Origin of the sequence: Parapedobacter defluvii (assembly GCF_014642075.1) — a bacterium.
In the GTDB taxonomy this organism is placed as follows: Bacteria; Bacteroidota; Bacteroidia; order Sphingobacteriales; family Sphingobacteriaceae; genus Parapedobacter; species Parapedobacter defluvii.
In genome coordinates this window covers 48,232-71,783 of record NZ_BMIK01000022.1, presented here as the reverse complement: position 1 = coordinate 71,783, position 23,552 = coordinate 48,232, and the positions used below count along the sequence as shown (strand labels likewise).

20 protein-coding genes are annotated in these 23,552 nt (G+C 48.2%); 10 read left to right on the top strand and 10 right to left on the bottom strand.

What is annotated here, in order from left to right:
* Nucleotides 1-503 precede the first annotated feature (503 nt).
* A complete protein-coding gene (locus IEX60_RS21265) occupies nt 504-3,305 on the bottom strand; it encodes a DNA gyrase/topoisomerase IV subunit A (protein WP_188753415.1) in 2,802 nt (933 codons plus the stop codon).
* 184 nt (nt 3,306-3,489) lie between these two features.
* Here IEX60_RS21265 and sppA point away from each other — a divergent pair, with 184 nt between their 5' ends.
* Genes sppA through IEX60_RS21235 form a run of 6 tightly spaced genes read left to right on the top strand, consistent with a single transcriptional unit; the run spans nt 3,490 to nt 11,028 of the window.
* A complete protein-coding gene (sppA, locus tag IEX60_RS21260; RefSeq protein ID WP_188753414.1) occupies nt 3,490-5,262 on the top strand; it encodes a signal peptide peptidase SppA in 1,773 nt (590 codons plus the stop codon).
* Nucleotides 5,262-6,113: a hydroxymethylglutaryl-CoA lyase gene (locus IEX60_RS21255; RefSeq protein ID WP_188753413.1), complete on the top strand. Its 852-nt coding sequence runs from the start codon at nt 5,262-5,264 to the stop codon at nt 6,111-6,113. Before sppA ends, IEX60_RS21255 begins: the two co-directional genes overlap by 1 nt.
* A 51-nt stretch (nt 6,114-6,164) precedes the next feature.
* Nucleotides 6,165-7,355, top strand: coding sequence for a phosphoglycerate kinase (locus IEX60_RS21250; protein WP_188753412.1), 1,191 nt, complete (start codon nt 6,165-6,167; stop codon nt 7,353-7,355).
* 9 nt (nt 7,356-7,364) lie between these two features.
* Complete coding sequence (gene der, locus IEX60_RS21245) at nt 7,365-8,666, top strand: ribosome biogenesis GTPase Der (protein ID WP_188753411.1); 1,302 nt, start codon at nt 7,365-7,367, stop codon at nt 8,664-8,666.
* An 18-nt stretch (nt 8,667-8,684) separates the two neighbouring features.
* Entirely contained in the window at nt 8,685-10,148 is a 1,464-nt protein-coding gene (gene cysS, locus IEX60_RS21240) for a cysteine--tRNA ligase (RefSeq protein ID WP_188753410.1), read from the top strand.
* Between the two features lie 16 nt (nt 10,149-10,164).
* A complete protein-coding gene (locus IEX60_RS21235; RefSeq protein ID WP_188753409.1) occupies nt 10,165-11,028 on the top strand; it encodes a DUF4440 domain-containing protein in 864 nt (287 codons plus the stop codon).
* 4 nt (nt 11,029-11,032) lie between these two features.
* On the opposite strand, the gene IEX60_RS21230 is transcribed toward IEX60_RS21235, so the two are convergent.
* Nucleotides 11,033-12,418, bottom strand: coding sequence for a peptidylprolyl isomerase (locus IEX60_RS21230; RefSeq protein WP_188753408.1), 1,386 nt, complete (start codon nt 12,416-12,418; stop codon nt 11,033-11,035).
* Nucleotides 12,419-13,183 carry a hypothetical protein gene (locus IEX60_RS21225; RefSeq protein ID WP_188753407.1) on the bottom strand — a complete coding sequence of 255 codons (765 nt, stop codon included), beginning with the start codon at nt 13,181-13,183 and terminating at the stop codon, nt 12,419-12,421.
* A gap of 325 nt (nt 13,184-13,508) precedes the next feature.
* Between IEX60_RS21225 and IEX60_RS21220 the strand changes: the two genes are divergently transcribed.
* From IEX60_RS21220 to IEX60_RS21205, 4 genes are all read left to right on the top strand, one after another.
* Entirely contained in the window at nt 13,509-14,672 is a 1,164-nt protein-coding gene (locus IEX60_RS21220) for a Gfo/Idh/MocA family protein (RefSeq protein WP_229717695.1), read from the top strand.
* A gap of 38 nt (nt 14,673-14,710) precedes the next feature.
* On the top strand, nt 14,711-15,766 hold the full coding sequence (locus IEX60_RS21215) for a sugar phosphate isomerase/epimerase family protein (RefSeq protein ID WP_188753406.1): 1,056 nt from the start codon (nt 14,711-14,713) through the stop codon (nt 15,764-15,766).
* A 192-nt stretch (nt 15,767-15,958) separates the two neighbouring features.
* Nucleotides 15,959-17,071 (top strand): lactonase family protein, encoded by a 1,113-nt coding sequence (locus IEX60_RS21210; protein ID WP_229717694.1) that lies wholly within the window; start codon nt 15,959-15,961, stop codon nt 17,069-17,071.
* Between the two features lie 165 nt (nt 17,072-17,236).
* Nucleotides 17,237-17,785, top strand: coding sequence for a hypothetical protein (locus IEX60_RS21205; protein ID WP_188753405.1), 549 nt, complete (start codon nt 17,237-17,239; stop codon nt 17,783-17,785).
* Nucleotides 17,786-17,790: 5 nt separating this feature from the next.
* On the opposite strand, the gene mnhG is transcribed toward IEX60_RS21205, so the two are convergent.
* The 7 genes from mnhG to IEX60_RS21170 are packed head-to-tail and all read right to left on the bottom strand — an operon-like array spanning nt 17,791 to nt 23,528.
* On the bottom strand, nt 17,791-18,171 hold the full coding sequence (mnhG, locus tag IEX60_RS21200; RefSeq protein WP_188753404.1) for a monovalent cation/H(+) antiporter subunit G: 381 nt from the start codon (nt 18,169-18,171) through the stop codon (nt 17,791-17,793).
* Nucleotides 18,168-18,440 carry a monovalent cation/H+ antiporter complex subunit F gene (locus tag IEX60_RS21195; RefSeq protein ID WP_188753403.1) on the bottom strand — a complete coding sequence of 91 codons (273 nt, stop codon included), beginning with the start codon at nt 18,438-18,440 and terminating at the stop codon, nt 18,168-18,170. The genes mnhG and IEX60_RS21195 overlap by 4 nt, the downstream gene beginning before the upstream one ends.
* Complete coding sequence (locus tag IEX60_RS21190; protein WP_229717693.1) at nt 18,437-18,895, bottom strand: Na+/H+ antiporter subunit E; 459 nt, start codon at nt 18,893-18,895, stop codon at nt 18,437-18,439. Before IEX60_RS21190 ends, IEX60_RS21195 begins: the two co-directional genes overlap by 4 nt.
* Nucleotides 18,896-18,924: 29 nt before the next feature.
* Nucleotides 18,925-20,448 carry a proton-conducting transporter transmembrane domain-containing protein gene (locus IEX60_RS21185; protein WP_188753401.1) on the bottom strand — a complete coding sequence of 508 codons (1,524 nt, stop codon included), beginning with the start codon at nt 20,446-20,448 and terminating at the stop codon, nt 18,925-18,927.
* Nucleotides 20,445-20,801 carry a Na+/H+ antiporter subunit C gene (locus IEX60_RS21180; protein WP_188753400.1) on the bottom strand — a complete coding sequence of 119 codons (357 nt, stop codon included), beginning with the start codon at nt 20,799-20,801 and terminating at the stop codon, nt 20,445-20,447. The genes IEX60_RS21185 and IEX60_RS21180 overlap by 4 nt, the downstream gene beginning before the upstream one ends.
* 2 nt (nt 20,802-20,803) lie before the next feature.
* On the bottom strand, nt 20,804-21,217 hold the full coding sequence (locus tag IEX60_RS21175) for a Na+/H+ antiporter subunit B (protein ID WP_188753399.1): 414 nt from the start codon (nt 21,215-21,217) through the stop codon (nt 20,804-20,806).
* A gap of 1 nt (nt 21,218) precedes the next feature.
* Nucleotides 21,219-23,528 (bottom strand): putative monovalent cation/H+ antiporter subunit A, encoded by a 2,310-nt coding sequence (locus IEX60_RS21170; RefSeq protein ID WP_188753398.1) that lies wholly within the window; start codon nt 23,526-23,528, stop codon nt 21,219-21,221.
* Nucleotides 23,529-23,552: the final 24 nt, after the last annotated feature.

The window sequence follows — 23,552 nt, the reverse complement described above, 5'->3', positions numbered from 1 at the left end:
GATTTTTTTATTTATCCAAATGTTATTTTGTGTTGCTTTTTAATGAAAGTGTCTCTATAATGAGGCGGATAATTTGAAGTGAATCGTTTCCGGCCCACTTGCTGATATTTTAGTCTGTGGAGCAAGGGAGTCATCGTCCGCATTTTGCGTGTTGTAATTTTCATAGAGCGTTGGTGTTTTTAGTGCATTAAGCAACGTTAAACATATTAACAACGTTGGGAACGGCATTTGCCGGCCAACATAAAAAAACACCCAAACTGGCAAATAGCAGTTTGGCCTCTCTCATTTTAATGGTTTACTTTGACCGTAATTGACAACTCAGTTCCCGCATGAGTTCCCCTTGGCCGGGGAAATTGTCAGTTACGGACGCTAACAATGGAATTTGTAAGAATCCACAAAAAGAACTTACATAGTCGGGGAGGCAATGTGCCGTTCCCCAATGGTAGATATTATCACAAATATAAACTGCTTAGTGATTCAATGCAAATGGTTTGTGTATTTTTTTAAAAAAGGCCCATTTGTCCGTTGTCATCAATCCGGATGTCGTCGGGATTAGTGATTTCGAAATCGACACTTGGCCGGTCCTTTGAAGGTGGTTCTGAATCGGTATGTGCCGGTTTGGGAGTGCTCTTTTCGGAGGTTTCGGCGGGAGCATCCGTTGGCTGCCCCGGTTCCGCGTCCGCGCCGGTTGTTTCGTCGTTATTTTTGGGTTGGGGATCTATTATCGCTTCCACATCCGGTGTGTCGGCAGGCTGTGTATTTGCCGGATCCGTTGTTTCTTCGTCGCTCACATTCACCACGCGGGTTACTTCGTGGGAACTTAACCGGTTACCCTGCGCTTTCATGCCTTTGACATCGATGAGATCCGCCAGGTTTTGTTCGATCGTTTCAGGCGTACGCGACTTTCCTTTTAACACGTCTACCTGAACCAAGGGGGTGGCCGCGGCCGTAATAAGTACAAGCTTCGACCCCGGTTCCTCGTTAATAATCAACGTGCGTTTGCCGATCGGCGTGTCGTCAAACAGGAACCGCTTTACATAGTAAATACCGGACTTGCCATCGCGGTGCACCACACTGTATACCCGTTGTGGATCGTATTTTTCAATGCGGATGAGCTTGTCGTCAAAGTGATTACTGAGGTCAAAACTACTTAACTCATAGGTTCCATCGGTCATGACCGTGAGTATCTTGTCGTCACCATCAAACTCTCCGAGGTATTGACCGCGGCCATCGGCGTTCAGCCGCTTAAGGACGTCGTCGAACCAGATCTTTCGACCCGAGAGGGTGGATACGCCCTTGCTTTTGAGCAAAATCTTCTTAACCGGATACTTGGTAACGATGTTGCCCTGTGAACTGCGGCCTTTGATGGCAATTTCGGCAAAGTCGATGTCAAATTGCAGTTTCCGGAGTTTGGAATGGGGCTTAAGCTGTATATTGACAACTTCGGCCTCCCCGTTCGGGTTGGCGGTGAAATACAGTACCTTGGAGCCTTTCTCGCCCTTGGTCAGATCGTATTCTTTATCGCGTGTGACACCTACTACCGAAAAGCGTTTTACATATGACACACCCGATTTTCCGTCGCGGTAAATCAGGTTATATACGGTGCGGTCATCACCCTTTTTAAACACCGCCACATGAATGATGTCCTTGCCGACAAATACCTTGTCTTGCACCTTGGTAACAAGGCATTTTCCATCTGCACGGAAAACAATGATATCATCGAGGTCGGAGCAATCGCCTACGTAATCGTCCTTGCGCATGCCGGTGCCAATAAATCCATCGGTGCGGTTTACGTAGAGCTTTACATTGGCGAGTGCTACCTGGGCGGCTTCCACCCGGTCGAATATGCGGATTTCGGTACGCCGTTCGCGTCCTTTGCCATATTTCTCTTTAAGCCGTTCAAACCAGGCAATGGCATAGTCGGTAAGGTGCCGGAGGTGATGTTTTACCTTTTTGATCTCCTCTTCCAGGGCAGCCATCTGCTCGTCGGCTTTCTTCACATCGAAGCGGGTGATGCTGCTCATGGGCTTTTCGATGAGCTTCTTATAATCTTCAGGAAGAATCTCCCGGTAAAATTGGTCAAAAAACGGGGTGAATAGCCGGGTGAGTACCTGTACCACTGTTTCGAAGTCGCCCGAGTTTTCGTAATCGGAATGTTTATACATTCCCTCCTGAATAAATATTTTGAGTAGGGTACTGAAAAAGATTTTTTCCTGTAGTTCCCGGAGCCGGATCTCAAGCTCCTGCTTCAGCAGGGCTTTGGTTTGTTTGGTGTTTTCAATGAGTACGTCGTTGACGCTCATGAAATGGGGTTTGTCATTCCGGATGACGCACGTATTGGGTGATATGGAAACCTCGCAGGCCGTAAACGCATACAATGCGTCTATGGTCACATCGGGAGAGATACCCGGGGCAAGGTGAATGATAATTTCGACATTTTTAGCGGTGTTATCTTCAATCTTCTTGATCTTGATCTTGCCTTTTTCGTTGGCGGCAACCACACTATCAATCAGTCCGCCAGTGGTGGTGCCATAGGGAATTTCGGTAATGGCAAGCGTTTTCTTATCCCGCTCTTCGATTTTGGCGCGTACCCGGATTTTACCACCGCGCTGTCCTTCGTTGTAGGCCGAGCAATCGGCCAGTCCGCCGGTAGGGAAATCAGGGAGGAGATTGGGTCGTCCGCCCCGCAGCACTTCGACGGATCCATCGATGAGCTCTAGGAAGTTATGGGGCATGATCTTGGTGGCAAGACCCACGGCAATCCCTTCGGCACCCTGTGCAAGCAGCAGGGGAAACTTGACCGGCAGCGTAACCGGCTCCCGGTTACGCCCATCGTAGCTTAACTGCCATTCGGTAGTATCCGGATTGAAAACCACCTCGTTGGCAAACTTAGACAGGCGCCCTTCGATGTAACGCGGTGCCGCTGCGGAATCACCCGTTACCGGGTCGCCCCAGTTACCCTGGCAATCGATGAGTAGATTTTTCTGGCCGATCTGTACCATGGCATCACCAATGGATGCATCCCCGTGCGGATGATATTTCATGGTGTTGCCGATCACGTTAGCTGCCTTATTGAACCGGCCGTCGTCCATTTCTTTCAGTGAATGCAGGATGCGGCGTTGGACCGGCTTGAACCCATCGTTGATGTGGGGTACCGCCCGGTCGAGAATCACATAGGAAGCATAGTCCAAAAACCAGTTTTCGTACAACCCCGACAGCGGAATGGTTTGGCTGCTGCCGGACGGATTATCTGTGGATTCGTTTGATTGGTTTTCTTCAGGAATGGGATTCGTTTCGTCGCTCATGTAAACGTGCTGATTTTTTCGCTGGGGTAAAAATACAAAATAAAATAAATTTCCCCCTAAGCGGGAAGTGGCCCAACCGGTAACCGTAACTTTTCTTATGCCGCTTCGTCCAATCTTCACAAAGCAGTACAACTTGCATATACAGCCAAGTTTGGCTAAGTTTGGACACAAAGATAGCATGTTTATGAAGTCATTTTTTAAATACGTTTTGGCCACGGTGACAGGTATTGTCATTTCCTTCATCCTATTGGTAGTGGTTGGACTCATTATTATCGGTGGAATGATCAGCTCAATGACAGCGGATAAAGCGGCGACGGTAGCAGATAACTCATTATTGCACATTGATCTGCGGCACCAAATTACCGAACGGACGATACCCGACCCATTCGAAGAGCTGGATGTGCCGGGATTTACCACAACCAAAAGTTTTGGGCTGAATGACATCCTGAAAGGCATTGAGGGCGCAAAGGATGACGACCGGATCAAGGGGATTTACCTGGACCTTTCGGCGGTGTCTGCTAGTTTCGCTACGCTGCAGGAAATCCGCGATGCCCTGTTGGATTTCAAGTCTTCGGGGAAGTTTATCGTTGCTTACAGTGAGGGGTATACCCAACGGGCCTATTACCTGGCGTCTACAGCGAATAAGATTTACGTAAACCCGGAAGGAACGGTTGACTTCCGGGGCTTGGCTTCCCAAACACCATTTATTAAAGGTACGCTCGATAAATTGGGTATCGAAATGCAGGTTGTGAAAGTGGGTACGTTCAAAAGCGCGGTCGAACCTTTCATCCTGGACCGGATGAGCGATGCGAACCGTGAACAGGTCACCTCTTTTTTGGGAAGTATTTACAATCATTTTATTGACCAAGTGGGAGCGAGCCGGCATCTAACTGCTGATTCATTGCGGACCATAGCCGATGGCTTTTTGGTGAAGACAGCAGACGATGCGGTAACGTATGGGTTGGCCGATGGCAAACGCTATAAAGACGAACTTCTTGCGGAGTTGAAAGATTCGTTAGCTATTGACCAGGATAAGGATCTCAATGCGGTTGCGCTGACTAAATACAAGCCTTCCGTGCCGTCTAACCGGGCATCGGTGCGTGACCGGATCGCTGTGGTTTATGCCGTAGGCGAGATCGGTCCGGGCGAAGGCGGTGATGATATGATCGGTTCCGAACGTATTTCGCGCGAGCTTCGTAAGGTACGCAGAGACGACAAGGTAAAAGGGGTTGTATTCCGTATCAATTCACCGGGCGGCAGCGCGTTGGCGTCGGACGTAATCTGGCGTGAAGTGGATTTGTTGCGAAAGGAAAAGCCGGTGATTGTTTCCATGGGTGATGTGGCTGCCTCGGGCGGCTATTACATTGCCGCAGCCGCTGATTCTATCTTTGCACAACCCAACACCATCACCGGATCCATCGGTGTGTTTGGCGTGATCCCTAACATGCAGGGGCTGATGAATGATAAATTGGGCATTACCTTTGACGAAGTAAAAACGGGAAAATATGCTGATTTCCTGAGCAATGTAGACCGGCCACTTACGGCCGATGAGCGCAATATTCTCCAAATGGAGGTAAACCGGATTTATGACACGTTTATACAACGAGTGGCCGATGGGCGGCATTTGTCTAAAGGACAGGTAGATAGTATCGGGCAGGGGCGCGTGTGGAGTGGAGAACAAGCGTTGGCCAATGGATTGGTAGACCGTTTGGGTAGCCTGGATGACGCCATTGCAGCGGCGGCTCGCAAGGCGGGGTTGGAAGATTACCGATTGGTTACTTATCCGGCCATTAAAAATCCACTCGAATCTCTGCTGGGTGGTTCAACCGACCGGATCAGTGTATGGTTTGCCAAACGGGAACTTGGCGAGCAATATGCTTATTATGAACAGGTGAAAAACACACTCCGGCAGCGGGGTATCCAGGCAAGGCTTCCCTATGCCTTTGATATTCATTGATGCAACGCATTTCGATCACCGAATGCCCCCGCGATGCGATGCAGGGCATACGTCGCTTTATTCCCACAGAGGTGAAAGCAGCGTATATCCAGTTGCTACTGAAGGTGGGTTTTGACCGATTGGACGTTGGTAGTTTCGTGTCGCCCCGGGCCATTCCGCAGATGAAGGATACCGCGGAGGTACTGAAACGGTTGGATACGTCGGCAAATGCCACGCAGCTACTGGCCATTGTAGCCAATGTGCGTGGAGCGGAAGAGGCGGTAACGTATACGGACGTGGGAGTTATCGGATTTCCGTTTTCTGTATCGGAGACTTTTCAGTTGCGCAATGCAAACAGCACCCTAGCCCAAGCATTGGATACAGTAAGAGAGATTGTTGCGATTTGCCATGTAAATGGGAAAATCCCCTTGGTATACCTCTCCATGGGCTTTGGTAATCCATACGGCGACCCTTGGAGTCCTACGATCGTGGTGGATTACATGGATCAACTCTTCAAGATGGGAGTGCGGGACTTCGCTTTGGCCGATACCGTGGGCACCTCTACTCCCGAAGGCATCGCACGGCTATACCGGTATGTTGCAGGCACTTTTCCCGGTGTAGCACTGGGATTGCATCTGCATAGTACACCGTCAGAAAGCCGAAATAAACTGATAGCAGCATTGGATGCGGGGTGTACCCGGTTTGATACCGCATTGCGGGGATTTGGTGGCTGCCCCATGGCAGAAGACCAACTGACCGGTAACATAGCGACCGAAGCCTTGCTGCAGCTTCTGTATGAGCGGGGCATTGATGCCGGGTTGGATGGAGACGCCTGGGCGGAAGCCCTGCGATATAGCAATGAAGTGTTTTAAAATTCCAATTCTTATGTTAGCTTTGTTACCCCAAAATAAGTAAAAGATAGTATGAAGACCATAGACAATTTAGATTTTTCCGGTAAAAAAGCATTGATACGCGTAGATTTCAATGTGCCCCTGGATGAGCAGTACAACATCACCGATGACAACCGTATACAAGGTGCGGCACCAACGATCAAGAAGATATTGAACGACGGTGGGTCGGTCATCCTGATGTCTCATCTCGGAAGGCCAAAAGAAGGCCCTACAGAGAAATTCTCGTTGAAGCACATCGTTAAGCACCTGTCTGATGTGTTGGGTGTAACGGTACAGTTTGCCAATGATTGCATTGGCGATGAAGCTTTTTCCAAAGCTGCGGCCCTTAAACCAGGTGAAGTGCTGTTATTGGAAAACCTGCGCTTCTACAAAGAAGAGGAAAAAGGCGATAAAGATTTTGCAGAAAAGCTGGCTAAATTGGGCGACGTATATGTGAACGATGCATTTGGTACGGCGCACCGTGCACATGCTTCGACAGCGGTCATTGCGCAGTTTTTCCCCGATGCCAAGTATTTCGGATACCTGATGGCCGCCGAAATTGGTAATGCTGAAAAAGTATTGAATCATCCGCAGCGCCCGTTTACCGCTATTATGGGGGGTGCCAAGGTGTCTGATAAGCTGGAACTGATTGAAGCCCTGTTGGATAAGGTTGATAACTTGATCATCGGTGGGGGTATGGCGTATACCTTTGTAAAAGCGCGCGGCGGTGAAATCGGGAAGTCGCTGGTGGAATTGGATAAACTGGACCTTGCCAACAATTTGGTGAAGAAAGCAGACGAAAAGGGAGTCAATCTGGTACTGCCCACCGACTGTCAGATTGCCGATGAGTTTTCTCCGGATTCACCTGCCTATGACGGTCCCAACGATGCCATTCCCGCTGATAAAATGGGATTGGATATCGGAAAGGAATCTGGCGAGCATTTTGCACAGGTGATCCTGGCTTCGAACACCATCCTATGGAATGGACCGATGGGTGTATTTGAAATGGATAAATTTGCCAAAGGTACCAAAGCGGTTGCCGACGCAGTGGTAGCTGCCACCGAACGTGGCGCCTTTTCGCTGATCGGTGGTGGTGATTCCGCAGCTGCAGTCAGTAAATTTGGTATGACCGAACATGTAAGCTACGTGAGTACGGGGGGGGGGGCGCTGCTCGAATACATGGAAGGCAAGGAACTTCCCGGAGTGAAGGCAATTAACGAATAGCGAGTTTTCATGGCAAATATCATCGCAATAGTAGGACGACCAAACGTCGGGAAATCTACCTTGTATAACCGGTTGACGGAAAGCCGTAAGGCGATTGTTGACGATTACAGCGGGGTAACGCGCGACCGGCATTATGGCCAAGGGGAATGGATCGGAAAGAAATTTGCGGTGGTCGATACCGGTGGATATGTGCACGGCTCCGAGGATGTCTTCGAAGCCGCCATCCGTGAGCAGGTGCTGATTGCCATCGAAGAGGCATCGGTCATTTTGTTTATGGTGGATGTCACTACGGGCATCACCGATCTGGACGATGCCATTGCCGATGTGCTACGCCGTAGCAAGAAACCGGTTTTTGTGGTCGTCAATAAGGTAGACCATCCGCTTCTGCAACAGGAAGCCAGTATTTTCTATAGCTTCGGGCTGGGCGAAATTTATCCGCTCTCATCAATGACGGGTTCGGGCACCGGCGAGCTGCTGGACGAAGTGGTCAAGCACTTTGAGCAGGAGGAGGAGGAAACCGAAGATCGACCGAAGTTTACCATCGTTGGCCGGCCGAATGTCGGCAAGTCTTCGATGATCAATGCCTTGATTGGTAAAGAGCGCAATATCGTGACCCCCGTGGCGGGTACTACCCGGGATTCCATCCGCATACACTATAATCAGTACGGACACGATTTTATTCTCATTGATACAGCAGGGTTGCGGCGTAAGGCAAAGGTAAAAGAAAACATTGAGTTTTATTCCGTCATGCGGACCATCAAAGCCTTGGAAGAATCAGATGTGGTCATCCTCATGCTGGATGCGACTGAAGGCATTGAAGCACAGGATATCAATATTTTCCATCTTGCTGAAAAGAATAAAAAGGGAATTGTGATCTTGGTGAATAAGTGGGATCTTATCGAGAAAAACCACAAAACCACCAAGGTATTTGAAGACCTCATCCGCGAGAAAATCGCACCGTTTTCAGATGTACCGATTGTTTTTACTTCGGTCACCGAAAAACAGCGGATTTTTAAGGCGATTGAAGTAGCAACCCGCGTATATCAAAATAAGACAAAAAAGGTGCCCACGTCAAAACTGAATGACGTGATGCTGCCCATCATCGAAAATTACCCACCTCCGGCTACCAAAGGCAAATACATCAAAATTAAATACGTAACCCAATTGACGGGGAAGTCGCCGATGTTTGCCTTTTTCTGCAACCTGCCGCAATACATCAAAGAGCCTTACAAACGCTTTGTAGAGAACAAGCTGCGTGAAAACTTCGATTTCGAGGGTGTTCCTGTACAGGTGTATTTCAGGCAGAAATAAATTCGTATTTTCGCGCCCATGGACAACCGTTTGGTTCTTTACAATACGTTAACAAGAAAAAAAGAGAAGTTCGAACCGCTGAATCCGCCTTTCGTCGGAATGTATGTGTGCGGCCCCACGGTATACAGCGATGTGCATCTGGGCAATTGCCGTACGTTTGTGTCTTTCGACCTGATATTCCGATACCTGACTCACCTGGGTTACAAGGTGCGTTATGTCCGTAACATCACGGACGCAGGACACTTGGAAGGTGATAACGATGAAGGAGACGATAAGTTTGCAAAAAAGGCCAAACTGGAACAGTTGGAACCCATGGAGATTGTGCAGAAATATACGCTTGGGTTTCACGAGGTGCTGCGGCTGTTTAATACGTTGCCACCCAATATTGAGCCGACGGCTACGGGCCATATCTCTGAACAGATTGCCATGGTTCAGAAAATCCTGGAGCAGGGTTATGCATACGAAGTAAACGGAACGGTGTATTTCGATGTGGAGAAATATGTAAAAGAATACGATTACACCATTCTCACCAATCGGAAATTGGAAGATCTGCTGAACAATACCCGGGAACTGAACGGTCAGGACGAAAAGCGGGGTCGGTTGGATTTCGCATTATGGATCAAAGCCAAGCCTGAGCACATCATGCGCTGGCCCTCACCTTGGGGAGTGGGATTCCCGGGATGGCATATCGAGTGCTCGGCAATGAGCCGCAAATACCTGGGCGATCAGTTTGATATCCATGGAGGCGGAATGGACCTTGCTGCTACACACCACACCAATGAAATTGCACAGTCTCAGGCTTGCAACCACACCCAGCCTGCTAAGTATTGGATGCATACAAATATGCTGACGGTAAATGGCACACGGATGTCTAAATCTGCCGGTAACGGTTTCCTGCCTCATGAGCTCTTCAGTGGATCGCATCCCTTGCTGAATCGCGGGTATTCGCCGATGGCGGTACGCTTTTTCATGTTGCAGGCCCACTATCGGAGCACACTCGATTTTTCGAATGAAGCATTGGAGGCCGCAGATAGGGGGTATAAGCGGTTGATGAACGCAATGGCACTGCTACCTAAATTAAAGGCTTCGGGTAAAAAGGCGGAGAGTGATGTAGCGGCGCTGAGGCAGCGCTGCTACGAGGCGATGGACGACGATTTCAATAGTCCTGTGTTAATTGCTGAATTGTTTGAGGCCGTCCGTATCGTCAATAGCCTATACGATGGTAAACTGACCATAGACCCGCTTTCATTGGAGGAATTGCGTACGTTAATGCAGCATTTTGTACATGACGTACTGGGTCTATTGGATGACAATACAGGATCCGATGATTTTGAAAAAGTAATGGAGGTAATCATTGAGCTCCGCAATGAAGCCAAACAAAATAAAGATTATGCAACGTCCGATCGCATTCGAGAGGGGCTGAGCGCGATCGGTATCCAACTCAAAGACAGTAAAGAGGGGACACTTTGGAATAAGATTTGAATTCAGAATCAATTTGATGAGTCACATGATCCGGATTTTCGTATCCGTTTATTTTCTTCTGTGGTCGGCTTCGTCCTTCGCGCAGGTACTTGGAAAGGTCGGTAGTTTGCTGGCAGCAGACCGAACAGCCGCCCGGCTTTCGGCTACGGAAGGGCCGTATACCGCATTGCGGTCTATTGTCGATAAGAACTCACTGTTTTTCACCCCGGCACCGGTAGGAGCACTTGAATACTTGGATAGCCGGCCCAATATTCCGGATGTGATGACATGGAAACCGGCTTTCGCTGCGGTAGCTAAAAGTATGGAGTGGGGAGTAACCGTAGGTTCGCTTTCCTTTCAGCGTGTTGGAGCGATAAAACGGTATGGCGAGTACCTTACCGTGTGGCATCGCGACCGCAAAGGAAATTGGAAGATAAACTTACGTGCGCAGATTGAACACAAGGGCGGCAAAGAAGAGCCGGAACTCAAATACATTGAACCTGACGATAAAGATTATACGAGATTCAGAACAAAAGAGCGGATACAGCAGCGAAAGGAAATTGTATTGAGCAACGACCAATTGCTGTCTGCCGTGTTAAAATCAAACGCTGCTATCGCTTACGGCGAATTTTTGGCAGATGACGCCCGCTTTTATTTCCCTTGGAATACACCGATTGTTGGCAAAGAAAATATTCTATCATTTGTCAAAAAGCAGGATATGGCTATTCAGGCCGAGTCATTGGTAGCAAGCCGGTCTTACAGCGGAGAACTTGCTTACTCGTACGGCACCGCTACCGTAGCCACAAAAACCGACCAACTAAAATGCAATTACGTCCGGATATGGCAGTTGCAGCCGGACTTTCAGTGGCGGGTTATTATTGAAATGCTATTTGAAGCTTAGCAAATCAACGCTGGGCCACTGCTGTTCCATCCTGATCTTTCAGCCAGATCTTCAGATCGTCGCAGTCATGGTATTCTTGATTAATATCGATGAAAGTTACCTTGCGTCGACCTTCAAACCATTCGCTTAACTTGCGGTTGATCTTGTCCTGCAGGGCAGCTTCCTTGATTTTAGCAAAGTCCTGCTCAAGGTTTGCCTGATGAGGAGGGGTACGCGATTTGAGATAGGTAAACCGATATCCCGTTTTTCCGGTCCGGTCGGTAAATTCGGCTGGCCGGGAAAATTGTCCGGGTTGCAGGGTGTCAATGGCCGTAAATATCGAAGCATCGAGTTTATCTGCGGGAATCAATGTGGTGCGGCTTTGCTGGTTTTCCATATTGAGCAGCATCCCCCCGTTGTATTTGGTTTCCTTATTATCGGAATAAAGCGTTGCAGCGGTATAAAAATCAATTTTTTTATCAACAACGTGCTGATAAATGCTGTCGATATGTGTTTTGGCACGGTCCAAACTGGCTGCCGAGGGCTTGATCTGAACGAGGATATGCCGAGTGCGGACCTCTTCGCCGCGACGTTCTAATACTTCCAGAAAGTGGAACCCGTGTTCAGATTCAAAAACTGGCGAGAGTTCGCCTGGTTTCATACGAAAAGCCACCGCGGTGTATTCTTTTACCATCATATCCCGTGTGTGGAAACCTAAATCACCCCCATAGGGAGCCGAACCGCCGTCCTGCGAATATAAACGGGCTATTGTCGCAAAATCAGCCCCCTCGGCTACCTGGCGGCGTAAGTCCTCTGCCCGGTCACGAAACTGTTGCTTTTCCTCACGGGTAAGCTGCGGAAAGACAACCAATTCACCCACTTCCACCTCGGTGTTGAAATAAGGGAGACTATCTTTATCCAAAGATTCAAAATAACGTTTGACTTCGAGGGGAGTCACATCGATGCCCGATACAATATTCTGCTGCATTTTGTTGGCTTTCAGTTGCTCATATACACTCGGGCGCATTTCTTCCTTGTATTGAAGCAACGAACGATTGAGGAACCGTTCAAGCCTTTCCTGTCCCCCTGCCTGGTTGGACATGTAACGTAAGCGGGAATTGATGTTGTCATCCACTTCGCCTTCACTTACATCAATGGAGTCAATGGCGGCTTGCTGGGCCAATAGTTTTTGGGTAAGCTGCTGTTGCAGGATGTAACATTTGAAATCGTCATCTGCCTTATTGCCTTGTGCAAGGTATTGGGCATATTGCATCTCAATTTCCGATTGGAGGATGATATTGGAACCCACCACGGCTGCCACTTTGTCGATTACTTTTGCCTCCTGGGCCAATCCCCGATAGCAAATACCTATTAGGATCAAAAACAGAAAAATGCAGCGATTTCTATTCATTTAGTTATATATTTCAATGTTGTTTTTTTTTCGGGCATCCGTTACGATGCTTTTTTGCATTTGGTCAACCAAATCTATTTTGCGTTTATTCAAAATCAGGTTGCGGATGTTGTCATATTCCAATGACAGCGGCGAGCGGGCATCCCTGAACTTCGAATCGTGCAAAATTATCAGATATAATTCATTATTTTCAATTATTTCAAAAATTCGCCCGGTACGGCTGTAGTTTTCTTCGCTGATGTGTGAAAGGGGGATTTTTTTTATGAGGTTGTCGGCATACTGCCAGGTTGTGTCACGCAGGCTGTATTGGATGGCGTAACGGGCACAATATTTTTCCAGCAAATCCTGTTCTTCAAAATCGGGCGAAAGAAACAACCGCTTTACCCGGTCCAGCTCAGGAGCATCGGTGCGTAAGCGAATGTAAGAAAGTTTCAAGATCGGTTGTTTGAGTATGAATAACTCCCGTTGGGTATCGTAGTATGTACGGATTTCCGCATCGGTAACCACCGTATCAAGTTTTTGGCTCACCAATGCTTGCTCATATTCATAAACAATCAATCCGTTTTTGTATTCTTCGACTTGCGCTTCCAATCGTTTCGTATTAATCTTGATGTTGCGCTGGGCGTAATGCAATAGCGCCTGTTGACGTGTCCACTGTTCAATGTAAGCATTAATCAGTTGGATGCTGTCGTCACTGCTCACACCGGCAGGTACAACTCCCTGTAAATCTTCGGGGTATAAAAACCGGTCAAATGATCTCGCCAACGGTTTCGGCTTTTCGCGATGACATGCTACTAACAACGATATAGAAATGACAGCGATTGATATAAATACCCTAACCATTTAGTTTCCAAACAACACGGCACCCATTTATAATTCAAGAAGCTAAAGTACATATTTGTGCGCAATAGAACGGGAATTTAACCATTTTTAACACAATTGCCCCCGTTCGTAAAATGTTTAAAGTAAAGCAGGTTTTTTTGGGTATTAATGCTATTTTTGCGTATCGGCGGTTCCGTGAAACAGCTGCCGATAACCAAGGGTAATGCCAACGATAGCAGAAAAAAATTAAATCAAAATCAGTATAATTATGGTCAACAACAGCATCAATCGTAAACTCAGGATGGGGATGGTAGGGGGCGGCCAGGGAGCCTTCATCGGGGAAGTGCACCGCATTGCCGCCCAGTTAGATAACCAGATTGAATTGATCTGCGGAGCGTTCAGCTCAGATGCATCAAAATCCAAGGAGAGCGGGCGTTCCCTGTTCCTTCCGGAGAACCGGGTGTATGGGAGTTATCAGGAGATGATTGAACGGGAGCGTGAATTACCGGAAGGCGAACGCATGGATTTTGTTAGTATCGTTACGCCGAATCACGTTCATTTTAGCCCGGCAATGCTGGCGCTGGAAAATGGATTCCATGTTGTGCTGGACAAACCGATGACCTTCGATTCGGCCGAAGCCAAAAAGCTTAAAGAAAAGGTGGATGAGACGGGGTTGCTATTTTTATTGACCCATACGTATGTAGGCTATCCCATGGTCAGGCAGGCGAGGAAATTGGTGCGCGACGGTGCTTTAGGCAAAATCCGGAAAATTTATGTAGAATATCCGCAGGGCTGGCTGAGTCGCGAACAGGATGACAGCAACAAACAGGCATCCTGGCGTACAGATCCTGCAAAATCAGGCAAAGCCGGCTGCATGGGCGACATCGGTACACATGCGCTGCATCTCGCTGAGTTTATCTCGGGACTGAAGACCACACAACTCTGTGCTTCACTGTATACCTATGTTGAAGGAAGGAAATTGGACGACGATGGCAATGTATTGCTTCAATTTGACAACGGTGCAAGCGGGGTGCTGATCGCTTCGCAGGTTGCCGCTGGTGAAGAAAACGCCCTGAAGATACGCGTTTATGGAGAAAATGGTGGGTTGGAATGGCATCAGCAGGAGCCTAACACGTTACTGGTGAGGTGGTTGGATCAGCCTACACAAATCTATCGGGCAAACGGCCCCGGGCTGTCGGCTGAAGCGGCATCCCTGTGCCGTACTCCTTCGGGACACCCGGAAGGATACCTCGAGGCTTTTGCCAACCTCTATAAACTATTCGGAAATGCGCTGCGGGCAAAACTTTCAGGAGCAGAAATCAACGATTACGATTTCCCGTCTGTAGACGATGGCGTGCGTGGAATGGCGTTTCTGGATAACGTGGTACGTAGCAGCGAAAGCAGTGAAAAGTGGACCCCTTTTACCGTGTAGGGGCAGAGAATAATTGTTTTATTTTAAATGAGATAAAGATGCAGACACTAAAAGGACCAGGGATCTTCCTGGCGCAGTTTTTAGGCGATCAACCCCCGTTTGATTCTTTCGAGGCCATTTGCCGGTGGGCAAAGGGGTTGGGATTCAAAGGTATTCAGATCCCCACATGGGCAACCTCTTATTTTGACTTGCAAAAGGCGGCCGAAAGCAAAACTTATGCAGATGAAATTAAGGGGTTGGCAAATGAAATTGGTCTTGAGATTACTGAACTATCCACGCATTTACAGGGACAATTGGTGGCGGTGCATCCGGCATACGATCAGCTGTTTGATGGATTTGCACCTGCGCAGTACCACAACAATCCAAAAGCCCGGACCGAGTGGGCGGTACAGCAACTGAAATACGCAGCGCAGGCATCTGCCAACCTAGAGTTGAATGCGCATGGTACCTTCAGCGGGGCACTGCTATGGCATACCGTATACCCCTGGCCTCAGCGGCCACAAGGATTGGTAGATACCGGATTTGAAGAATTAGCTAGGCGCTGGCGACCCATATTGGATGTGTTTGATGAGCATGGTGTGGATGTATGTTATGAGATCCATCCCGGTGAGGATCTGCATGACGGAGTAAGCTATGAGCGCTTTTTGGAAAAGGTAGATAATCATCCAAGAGCGTGCCTGTTGTACGACCCTTCACACTTTGTGCTACAGTGCCTAGACTACTTATCCTACATTGATCATTACCACGAACGCATACGGATGTTCCATGTGAAAGATGCCGAGTTCAATCCCACGGGTAAGCAAGGTGTATACGGAGGTTATTCGGGTTGGGTAGAACGTGCCGGCCGATTCCGCTCGCTTGGTGATGGGCAGGTGGACTTCAAAGCCATATTCAGTAAGCTGACGGCATACGACTTTAAAGGCTGGGCTGTCATGGAGTGGGAATGTGCATTGAAGCATCCGGAAGATGGGGCGCGTGAAGGAGCCGTATTCATCCAGGATCACATTATCCGTGTAACGGAAAAGACGTTTGACGATTTTGCCGGAGGAAAGGCCGATGAGGCTAGCAACCGGCGGCTATTGGGTATTGATTAGCCGCATTAAGAGAAGAACCAGTGGGGGGAGAGGGAGAGAAGATGATCACTCGTCATCCCTCTTCTTCCTAAATTGTACGGTTTTTGACTCTAGTTATAGCTTTGTTTGATGAAACCTGTCCTATCAACGCCTAATACAAAAGGCAAAGAATATGCAGGTTCCATGTGGCAACTAAGAATAGATCATTTTCGAATGAAAACACAAATTGCGTTTCTCTTAATCACATTACCCACCATGATTTTTGCCCAGCACCACCCGATTGATCTATTGATCGGCACCTATACGGATAATGGGAAAAGCAAAGGTATCTATGTATATGCGTTCGATCCGGCTACAGGCAGTGCCACGCTGAAAAATACGGCAGCATCGGAAAACCCGTCCTTCCTGACCTTTAGCACCGATGGAAAGTATGTCTACGCGGTCAATGAAAATGGAGCGGGCAGAGGCGCGGCTAGCGCCTTTACCTATGAGAAGGCAACGGGAAAACTCAAATTACTGAACCAACAGCTGACGCAAGGAGATGCACCGTGCCATATCACGACCGATAAAGGGGGAACACACGTTATCGCCTCTAATTATACCGGTGGCAGTATCAGCGTGTTTGCAATTGAGCGGGATGGCAGCCTGGGTCCGCTTAAGCAATTGATTCAGCATACGGGTAGCGGGCCCGATAAAACCAGGCAACAGGAACCGCATGTGCATTCCGCTTTTTTTACACCCGACGAAAGACGCATCTATGTGCAGGACCTTGGAACGGATAAGATTAATATTTACGATTTTCAACCGACGAATGCGGACCATCCATTGGTTCCGGCAACACCGCCCTTTGTTAAAAGTGCACCGGGTGGTGGCCCACGGCACATTGCGCAATCCGCAGATGGAAGTGTAGTTTACCTCGTACAGGAAATGACAGCCAAGGTGATGGTTTATCGGCAACAGAATGAACAGTTGAAAGCTGTGCAAGAAGTAGAGATAAACGAAGAAGGCTTCTCGGGGAAAAATGGGGCTGCCGACATCAAATTATCACCCGATGGGAAATTTCTGTATGCCTCTAATCGGGGTGACGCCAACACACTGGCGATTTACCGTGTGAGTGTAGATGGCACGCTTGTTAAGGTAGGCAATCAATCGGTATTAGGGCGCGTACCCCGTAACTTTGCGATTTCGCCGGATGGCAGGTACCTGCTGGTTGCCAACCAAAATACGGATGAAGTGGTCGTATTTGCAAGGAATACAGAAACAGGTATGCTCACCGATACACAGCACCGCATTGCCGTGCCCGCGCCCGTATGTTTGGTATTCTAAGACATTAATCGACGTAATTTTGTAGCGCATCGGCGGATAGACTCGTCTTATCCTCTAAACACTGATTTACGAATCGATAAAACCTGCCTATTCATCGCCTTACGCTAAAGGCGATAAAAATGATCATGTAGGTTCCATGCGATTGTTAAAACAAAGACTTTTAGAATGGACAGGACAAAAAGGTATCTTATCTGTGGGGTGGTGTTTCTATGCTACACCTTTGCGTTATTTGGACAGGATACCCCCTTGGATCGGGGTGTCGGATTTGGTTTTCAACTGAATCAATACCAAAAGGATTTCGGAGCGGGGTTGAACATTACAAGTCCTTATTTTGCGAACGATAGGGTAGCTGTGCGTTTGCGGGGCAATATCCTATTTTATGAGCATCCAGACCAAGAGGCAACAACGTGGACACCTTATTCCAATGCCTCACTCGGCTTTATTGGGGTAGTTGGTTATGTAGGAGACATCCGGTTATACAGTGAAGGAGGCATCGTTGGCCTGTTTCCTTCGGATAAATTTTCTTCCGACCGTACCAAATTCGGTGGGTACGGTCTGTTTGGTTTCGAGTTTTTTTTCCGGAGAAACGGCAATTACTTTATAGAGATTGGGGGAGTGGGGACAGGAGCAAAAGCAGACAAGCTTCCCAATCAACCTGTATTTTCGAACGGGTTGATTATCGGCACGGGATTCCGGTTTCATTTGCCGAAATAGTGCAATTACATGAAGTTTTCTGTATCCTTTTTTCCGCTGCTGAGTTTATGCGTCTCTTTGTCGTACATGCCGGCAAGATCGTCTCGTACTGTACCACTCCATTTTTCGGTGCCGATGAAATAGGCTGCCCGGGCGATGAGGTGGGCAGCAACCGGAGCTGTAAGCGTCAGAAAGAAGATGATGGCCACTGCTTTGGTGGTTACGGAAACCTCTTCCGGAAAATAAAATGCGGCACAAAGCAGTAAAAGACCGCCACCCAGGGTAGCCGCTTTGACGGTGACGGACAGGCGCAGGTAAAAGTCTGGCATGCGTAGGATACCAATTGCAGCGATGAGAATGGCTAATGCACCGATGGTGCATAGGATGCCGATTAGAATAGCTATCATTTTCTACCTCTCTTTTCTAAATAATATGCAAATGCGATGGTACCCAAAAAGGCAATCAGTGCAAGGATCATCGCCACGTCAATAAAAGTTGATTTCTCCGTGCTGATGCTGTATACCGTAATGACACTTACGCCAATGGTAATGAGCAGATCCAGGGCGATAACGCGATCAACCACATTCGGCCCCCGGAGCAGCCGGATAAAAACCAGTAGCAAGGACAATCCCAGGATGGGTAAAATCACGTAGTCTATGTAAGTGCTCAGTGTCATCGTAAGATTTCCAATAACCTCCGTTCGAAGCCGTCTTTAATTTGCTGGATAAACTGCTCCTTATCTTTCAAATACATCACGTGGATATACAATACCTTTCGGTCTTCGCTCACGTCGAGAATCAGCGTACCCGGTGTCAGCGATATTACCGTGGAAAGCAAATTAATCTCGATTTCGCTTTTTGCGTTCATCGGATATTTTACAATTCCCGGTTTCATGAAAAATTTCGGTGTCACCACATCGTAAGCAACCTGTATATTGGCTTTGATCATTTCATAGAGAAAATACAGGAAAAAACCAATGATTTTGGGTACCCGCGTAAAATAGCGCTGATCGCTCTCGTTGCGATTCATCAACCACATCAGAAAAAAACCGATTGCAAAACCAAACAGGAAGTTTGTGTAATACAGCACTCCTGTTAAGGCTACCCAAATAAAGGAGAGCAAAAGGTTCATCAAAAATTGTTTTACCATGGCATTCCTAATTATTGTGGTATATTTTTGCTCAAAACAGCTTCGATATACGGCGATGGATCTTTCATTTCTCGTGCAATATGCTGAACCACCAGCGTAATGTTCTCCGCTCCCAAACCAACATACAACGTAATGGCTGCTAAAAAGGCAATGGGGGCAACTAACAGGGCTTTCCGGAAGCGTGTCATGGGTTTGAAATCGTCCGTGAGCGGACTGTCGCCCGGCGTCTCCGGTGGATTTTTCCAAAAAACCTGCGCCCACAGGTTGGCAATTACGTAGAGTGTAGCAAAGCTACCGACAATAATTGCTCCGATCAGCACATAGTGACGATCCATAAACCCGGCTTCAAACAGATAGATTTTCGGCCAGAATCCGGATAGGGGAGGTATGCCCACCAGCGAGAAAAATACGATGGCTATTAACAGGGAAAGCAGTGGGTATTCAGCATAGAGTCCACCCAGTTTTTCCATGTTCATGGTGCCGCGTAGTTTCCGGATGAGCCCTGCAATGAGAAAACTGTTTGTCTTGACCAAAATATCGTGAAACAGGTAGAATAGTGCGCCCGTGAGCGCAATCTCTGAGTACATGCCCAATCCGCCTACCATGAAGCCGATGTGGCAGACAATAAGGTAGGAAAATACGCGCCTGATATTGTTTTTGATGACGGCGCCAAACGTACCAGTCAGGATGGTGAATATGGCTAATGCCACCAATAACGTACTGAGAAAGTTGTCCGGAATAAAAATCAACGTGAAGACGCGGAACAACGCATAGATGCCTACTTTGGTCAATAAACCACCGAATACTGCTGCTACAGCCGATGGGGGCGTATGGTAAGAGGAGGGGAGCCAGAAATATAAAGGGAATACCGCAGACTTGATACCAAATCCAATTACAAAAAAGATGGCGGTGATATCCACTAATTTACGGTTTTCAAGCGCACTGATTTTCAGCGATAGATCGGCCATGTTGAGCGTACCGGTGATGCCGTACAGAATGCCGATGCCGGTAAGAAAAAATGCAGAAGCCAGGATGTTCATCGCCATGTATTTGACGGACCCCTCGATCTGTGCCTTTCTGCCGCCTAATGTCATAAGCACAAAAGACGCGATGATAATGACTTCAAACCACACGTAAAGATTGAAGATATCACCCGTCAGGAATGCACCGTTGAGCCCCATCAACAGGAAATGAAAGATGGGGAAATAGCCATACAGCATCCGCGCGCGCGCGATGCCTGTAGCCGAATACAACGATACGGCAAACCCCGAAAACGAGGTGAGCAGCACCATGCTGCAACTGAATACGTCGGCCACAAAGGAAATACCGAAAGGAGCATCCCAGCCTGCCGCCTGCAGGGTGAGGATACCACCGGTCCATACCTTGACGAACAATTCGATGGATAGCCCCATGGCAACGGCGCTTCCCACAATGCTGATTATGCGCTGGGAGACCGTCTTCTGCCAGAAAAAGAGCGATACGATGGCTGTGAAGAGGTGTGTAAGCACCGGAAAAATAAGTGTGTTATCTGTCATATGTCTTCTTCCTCCGGTGTGTTCAAATCGTCGAGATCATCTGAATTGACCAGTACATAAACCCGTTTTAATAAAACGATGGCAAACGCCTGCAGACCAAAACTGATGACAATCGCTGTCAAAATCAACGCTTGCGGAACCGGATCGGCATACACGTCGGTAAACAGTTTGGCCGCGGTATCAATGACCGGTGGTTTTCCTTTGGTAATCCTACCCAGTAAGAAAATCAACAGGTTGGCACCATTTCCCAGCAAAGTAAGTCCGATCAACAGTTTCACCATGCTCCTTCGGAGCAGCATGAAGATGCCCGAAGCGTACAGTATGCCGATTAGTAGAACCAGTACAATTTCCATGCTTATTCGCTGTATTGGGAAATGGTAAACAGAATGGTGAGTACGACTCCAATAACCACCAGGTATACCCCTAGGTCGAAGAACAATGCTGAGCCGATCAGGCCAATCACGGGCAGGGGCTCTTCAATCCACAATCCGGTCATCACCGGCTGTCCGGTTAATACAGGCGCAAACATGCTCAGCGCCGCAAGCCCCAGGCCTACTGGGATCAGCACACCCGGATGGATCCGGAGCAGTCGCAACGTAGCATCTGTTCCGTGGGTAAAGCCATGCAGTACAAAAGCAATGGAAGCGATCAGTCCGCCCACGAATCCGCCGCCGGGGTGATAATGCCCCCGCAGCAACAGAAAGACGGAGAAGAGCAGCAAAATGGGCAGCAGGTAATTGGACGCAGTTTTTAAAATGGAGCTGTTCATATTATTCTTTTTCCGATGCTTTAAGCCTTAATTTCAATAAACTGAATACGCCGATGGCTGCAATACTCAATACCACAATTTCGAACATCGTGTCGAAACCTCTGAAATCGACAAGAATTACGTTGACCACGTTTTTTCCCTTAGCCAACGTGTATGCGTTGTCACCGTAAAAGCGGCTGACGGCCTCGTCAAATGGCTGGTTCAATACCTGGATGGCAATCAGTGAGATTACGGCACCGAAAGCCAATGCAACTGTCCAATCGCGCAGACGGGTTGAGCGGTTCGCAAAATTGAGAAAGGGTGGGAGCCGGAAAAGTACCAGTACGAACAGAACCACCGTGAGCGTATCGATGGAAAACTGGGTCATCGCCAAATCGGGTGCGCTGTAAAATACGAATTGGAGGCAAATGCAGTAGCCGATGACGCTGGTGGCTACCACGGCGGTAAGCCGCGACGGCGTGGTGACCGCCAGAAATATCGCCCCAATGAGAATGGCTGCTACGATGATTTCATATGCACTGATCGGAGAGAGGTGGTTTAAGGTCAGGCTGACGGCCCCCCCTGTAAACAGCCGGAATCCAAGCAGTAAAACGGCAAATACGATAATCCGTAGTAAGTACACCCGTAGAAAGCCGTTGTGTAGCGTATTTGTATAGCGACGGGATATTACCTTGGCAAAGCGGGCAATCCGGCCAACGATATATCGGGGAGAAAGCGTATTGAACCGCTCAACGAAAGCCAAGTTGTGAGATGACGGCTTCCGTATCACATACAGCAAGGTGCCGATTGCCAATGTGATGCCGCTGAGCAATAGTACAGGATTGAAACCATGCCAGATCTTCAAAGGTGTTCCGATAGGTGCCTGGAGTATCGCCCGCGCGGCTGGATTCAACAAGGCCCCATCCACGAGAAACGGGAAGCATCCAAATAATAAACCCAAGAGCGCTAACAGCAATGGGGCAAGCCACATCAGTGGATTTGGAAGGTGGATGTGAGCATAACGTTCGGGGAGCGCCCCGGCAAAAGGTTTGATGCCTGCGAGAAAACCGGCGTATAAAACCCATATGTTGGTAAGCACGGCAACCGCGGTGAGAACAATCGGTAATATGCCCTGTGTGTGTAACGTTGCCTCGTAGATCAGATCTTTGCCAATGAAGCCAAAGGTAAGCGGTACACCGGCGCTTGATAGAGCGGCTACTACCCCCGCAATGGAAAGCGGCCATAAAACCTTACGGAGTCCACCCAATTGCGTGATATCACGGGTGCCTGTTTCATGGTCAATTACGCCCGTGGTAAGAAATAGCGATGCTTTATATAATGCGTGAACCAAAATAAATACCGAAGCTGCCAGTAACGATTCCGGGGTGCCGATACCGATGAGAAAAACCAGTATACCCAGTGCTGCGATGGTTGAATAAGCCAATATGGCTTTCAAATCCGTTCGGAACAGGGAATGGAACGCACTGTAAAGCATGGTGAGACCGCCAACAATAACGAGCGGGTACATCCAGTAATCCGTGCCGCCCAACACCGGATTGAGCCGGGCAAGCAGGTATATGCCAGCCTTTACCATAGTGGCAGAATGTAGATAAGCCGACACCGGCGTAGGAGCTTTCATTGCTCCCGGGAGCCAGAAATGGAAAGGGAATTGCGCCGATTTCGTGAATGCTCCTGCAAATACTAATGCCAGTATCCATCCATACAGCGCATGGCTTTTCAGGTACTCATTCGTGCCCAGCATCTCCTGGATTGAGTAACTGCCCGAAAGATGACCCATCAGAATCAAACCGGCCATCAGGAAAAAACCTCCCCCGGCGGTTATCCCCAATGCAATTAATGAGCTTTTCCTCGAATCGGCATTATCGTTGTTAAAACCGATCAGAAAAAAAGAGCTGATGCTCGTAAGTTCCCAAAAGATAAACAACAACAACACATTATCGGCCAGTACAACGCCCAGCATGGCTGCCATGAATAAACTCAGGTAGGCATAGAAACGATCGAGGTATCGGTGGCCCTGCAGGTAAGGTGCAGCATATAAAAAGACCAATGAACCTATACCCGTAATCAATAAACTGAATAGGAGAGAAAGCCCGTCCAGGTGGAAATCAAAATTGACACCCAGGGAAGGAACCCACGGATAGTGAAAGGTAACATGGTTGCCTCCGCGGATAGAAGGGATAAAACTGGCAAAATAAGCAAACAGGGTGATCGGCAACAGCGACACACAAATGGAAAGCCTGCCTTTGAGGTATTTACCAAAGGGGACGTATAAAATAGAAACAATTAAACCTGACAGAACCGCAATTAACATTTGCCTTTTGTTTGAACGGTGACT

Coding starts and splice junctions, on each gene's coding strand:
- IEX60_RS21220 (WP_229717695.1), top strand. CDS start 13,509: ATGGTCAACAACAGCATCAATCGTAAACTCAGGATGGGGATGGTAGGG.
- sppA (WP_188753414.1), top strand. CDS start 3,490: ATGAAGTCATTTTTTAAATACGTTTTGGCCACGGTGACAGGTATTGTC.
- IEX60_RS21195 (WP_188753403.1), bottom strand. CDS start 18,440: ATGACACTGAGCACTTACATAGACTACGTGATTTTACCCATCCTGGGA.
- IEX60_RS21210 (WP_229717694.1), top strand. CDS start 15,959: ATGAAAACACAAATTGCGTTTCTCTTAATCACATTACCCACCATGATT.
- IEX60_RS21255 (WP_188753413.1), top strand. CDS start 5,262: ATGCAACGCATTTCGATCACCGAATGCCCCCGCGATGCGATGCAGGGC.
- IEX60_RS21265 (WP_188753415.1), bottom strand. CDS start 3,305: ATGAGCGACGAAACGAATCCCATTCCTGAAGAAAACCAATCAAACGAA.
- IEX60_RS21235 (WP_188753409.1), top strand. CDS start 10,165: ATGAGTCACATGATCCGGATTTTCGTATCCGTTTATTTTCTTCTGTGG.
- IEX60_RS21185 (WP_188753401.1), bottom strand. CDS start 20,448: ATGACAGATAACACACTTATTTTTCCGGTGCTTACACACCTCTTCACA.
- cysS (WP_188753410.1), top strand. CDS start 8,685: ATGGACAACCGTTTGGTTCTTTACAATACGTTAACAAGAAAAAAAGAG.
- IEX60_RS21180 (WP_188753400.1), bottom strand. CDS start 20,801: ATGGAAATTGTACTGGTTCTACTAATCGGCATACTGTACGCTTCGGGC.
- der (WP_188753411.1), top strand. CDS start 7,365: ATGGCAAATATCATCGCAATAGTAGGACGACCAAACGTCGGGAAATCT.
- IEX60_RS21250 (WP_188753412.1), top strand. CDS start 6,165: ATGAAGACCATAGACAATTTAGATTTTTCCGGTAAAAAAGCATTGATA.
- IEX60_RS21230 (WP_188753408.1), bottom strand. CDS start 12,418: ATGAATAGAAATCGCTGCATTTTTCTGTTTTTGATCCTAATAGGTATT.
- IEX60_RS21170 (WP_188753398.1), bottom strand. CDS start 23,528: ATGTTAATTGCGGTTCTGTCAGGTTTAATTGTTTCTATTTTATACGTC.
- mnhG (WP_188753404.1), bottom strand. CDS start 18,171: ATGATAGCTATTCTAATCGGCATCCTATGCACCATCGGTGCATTAGCC.
- IEX60_RS21190 (WP_229717693.1), bottom strand. CDS start 18,895: ATGAACCTTTTGCTCTCCTTTATTTGGGTAGCCTTAACAGGAGTGCTG.
- IEX60_RS21175 (WP_188753399.1), bottom strand. CDS start 21,217: ATGAACAGCTCCATTTTAAAAACTGCGTCCAATTACCTGCTGCCCATT.
- IEX60_RS21205 (WP_188753405.1), top strand. CDS start 17,237: ATGGACAGGACAAAAAGGTATCTTATCTGTGGGGTGGTGTTTCTATGC.
- IEX60_RS21215 (WP_188753406.1), top strand. CDS start 14,711: ATGCAGACACTAAAAGGACCAGGGATCTTCCTGGCGCAGTTTTTAGGC.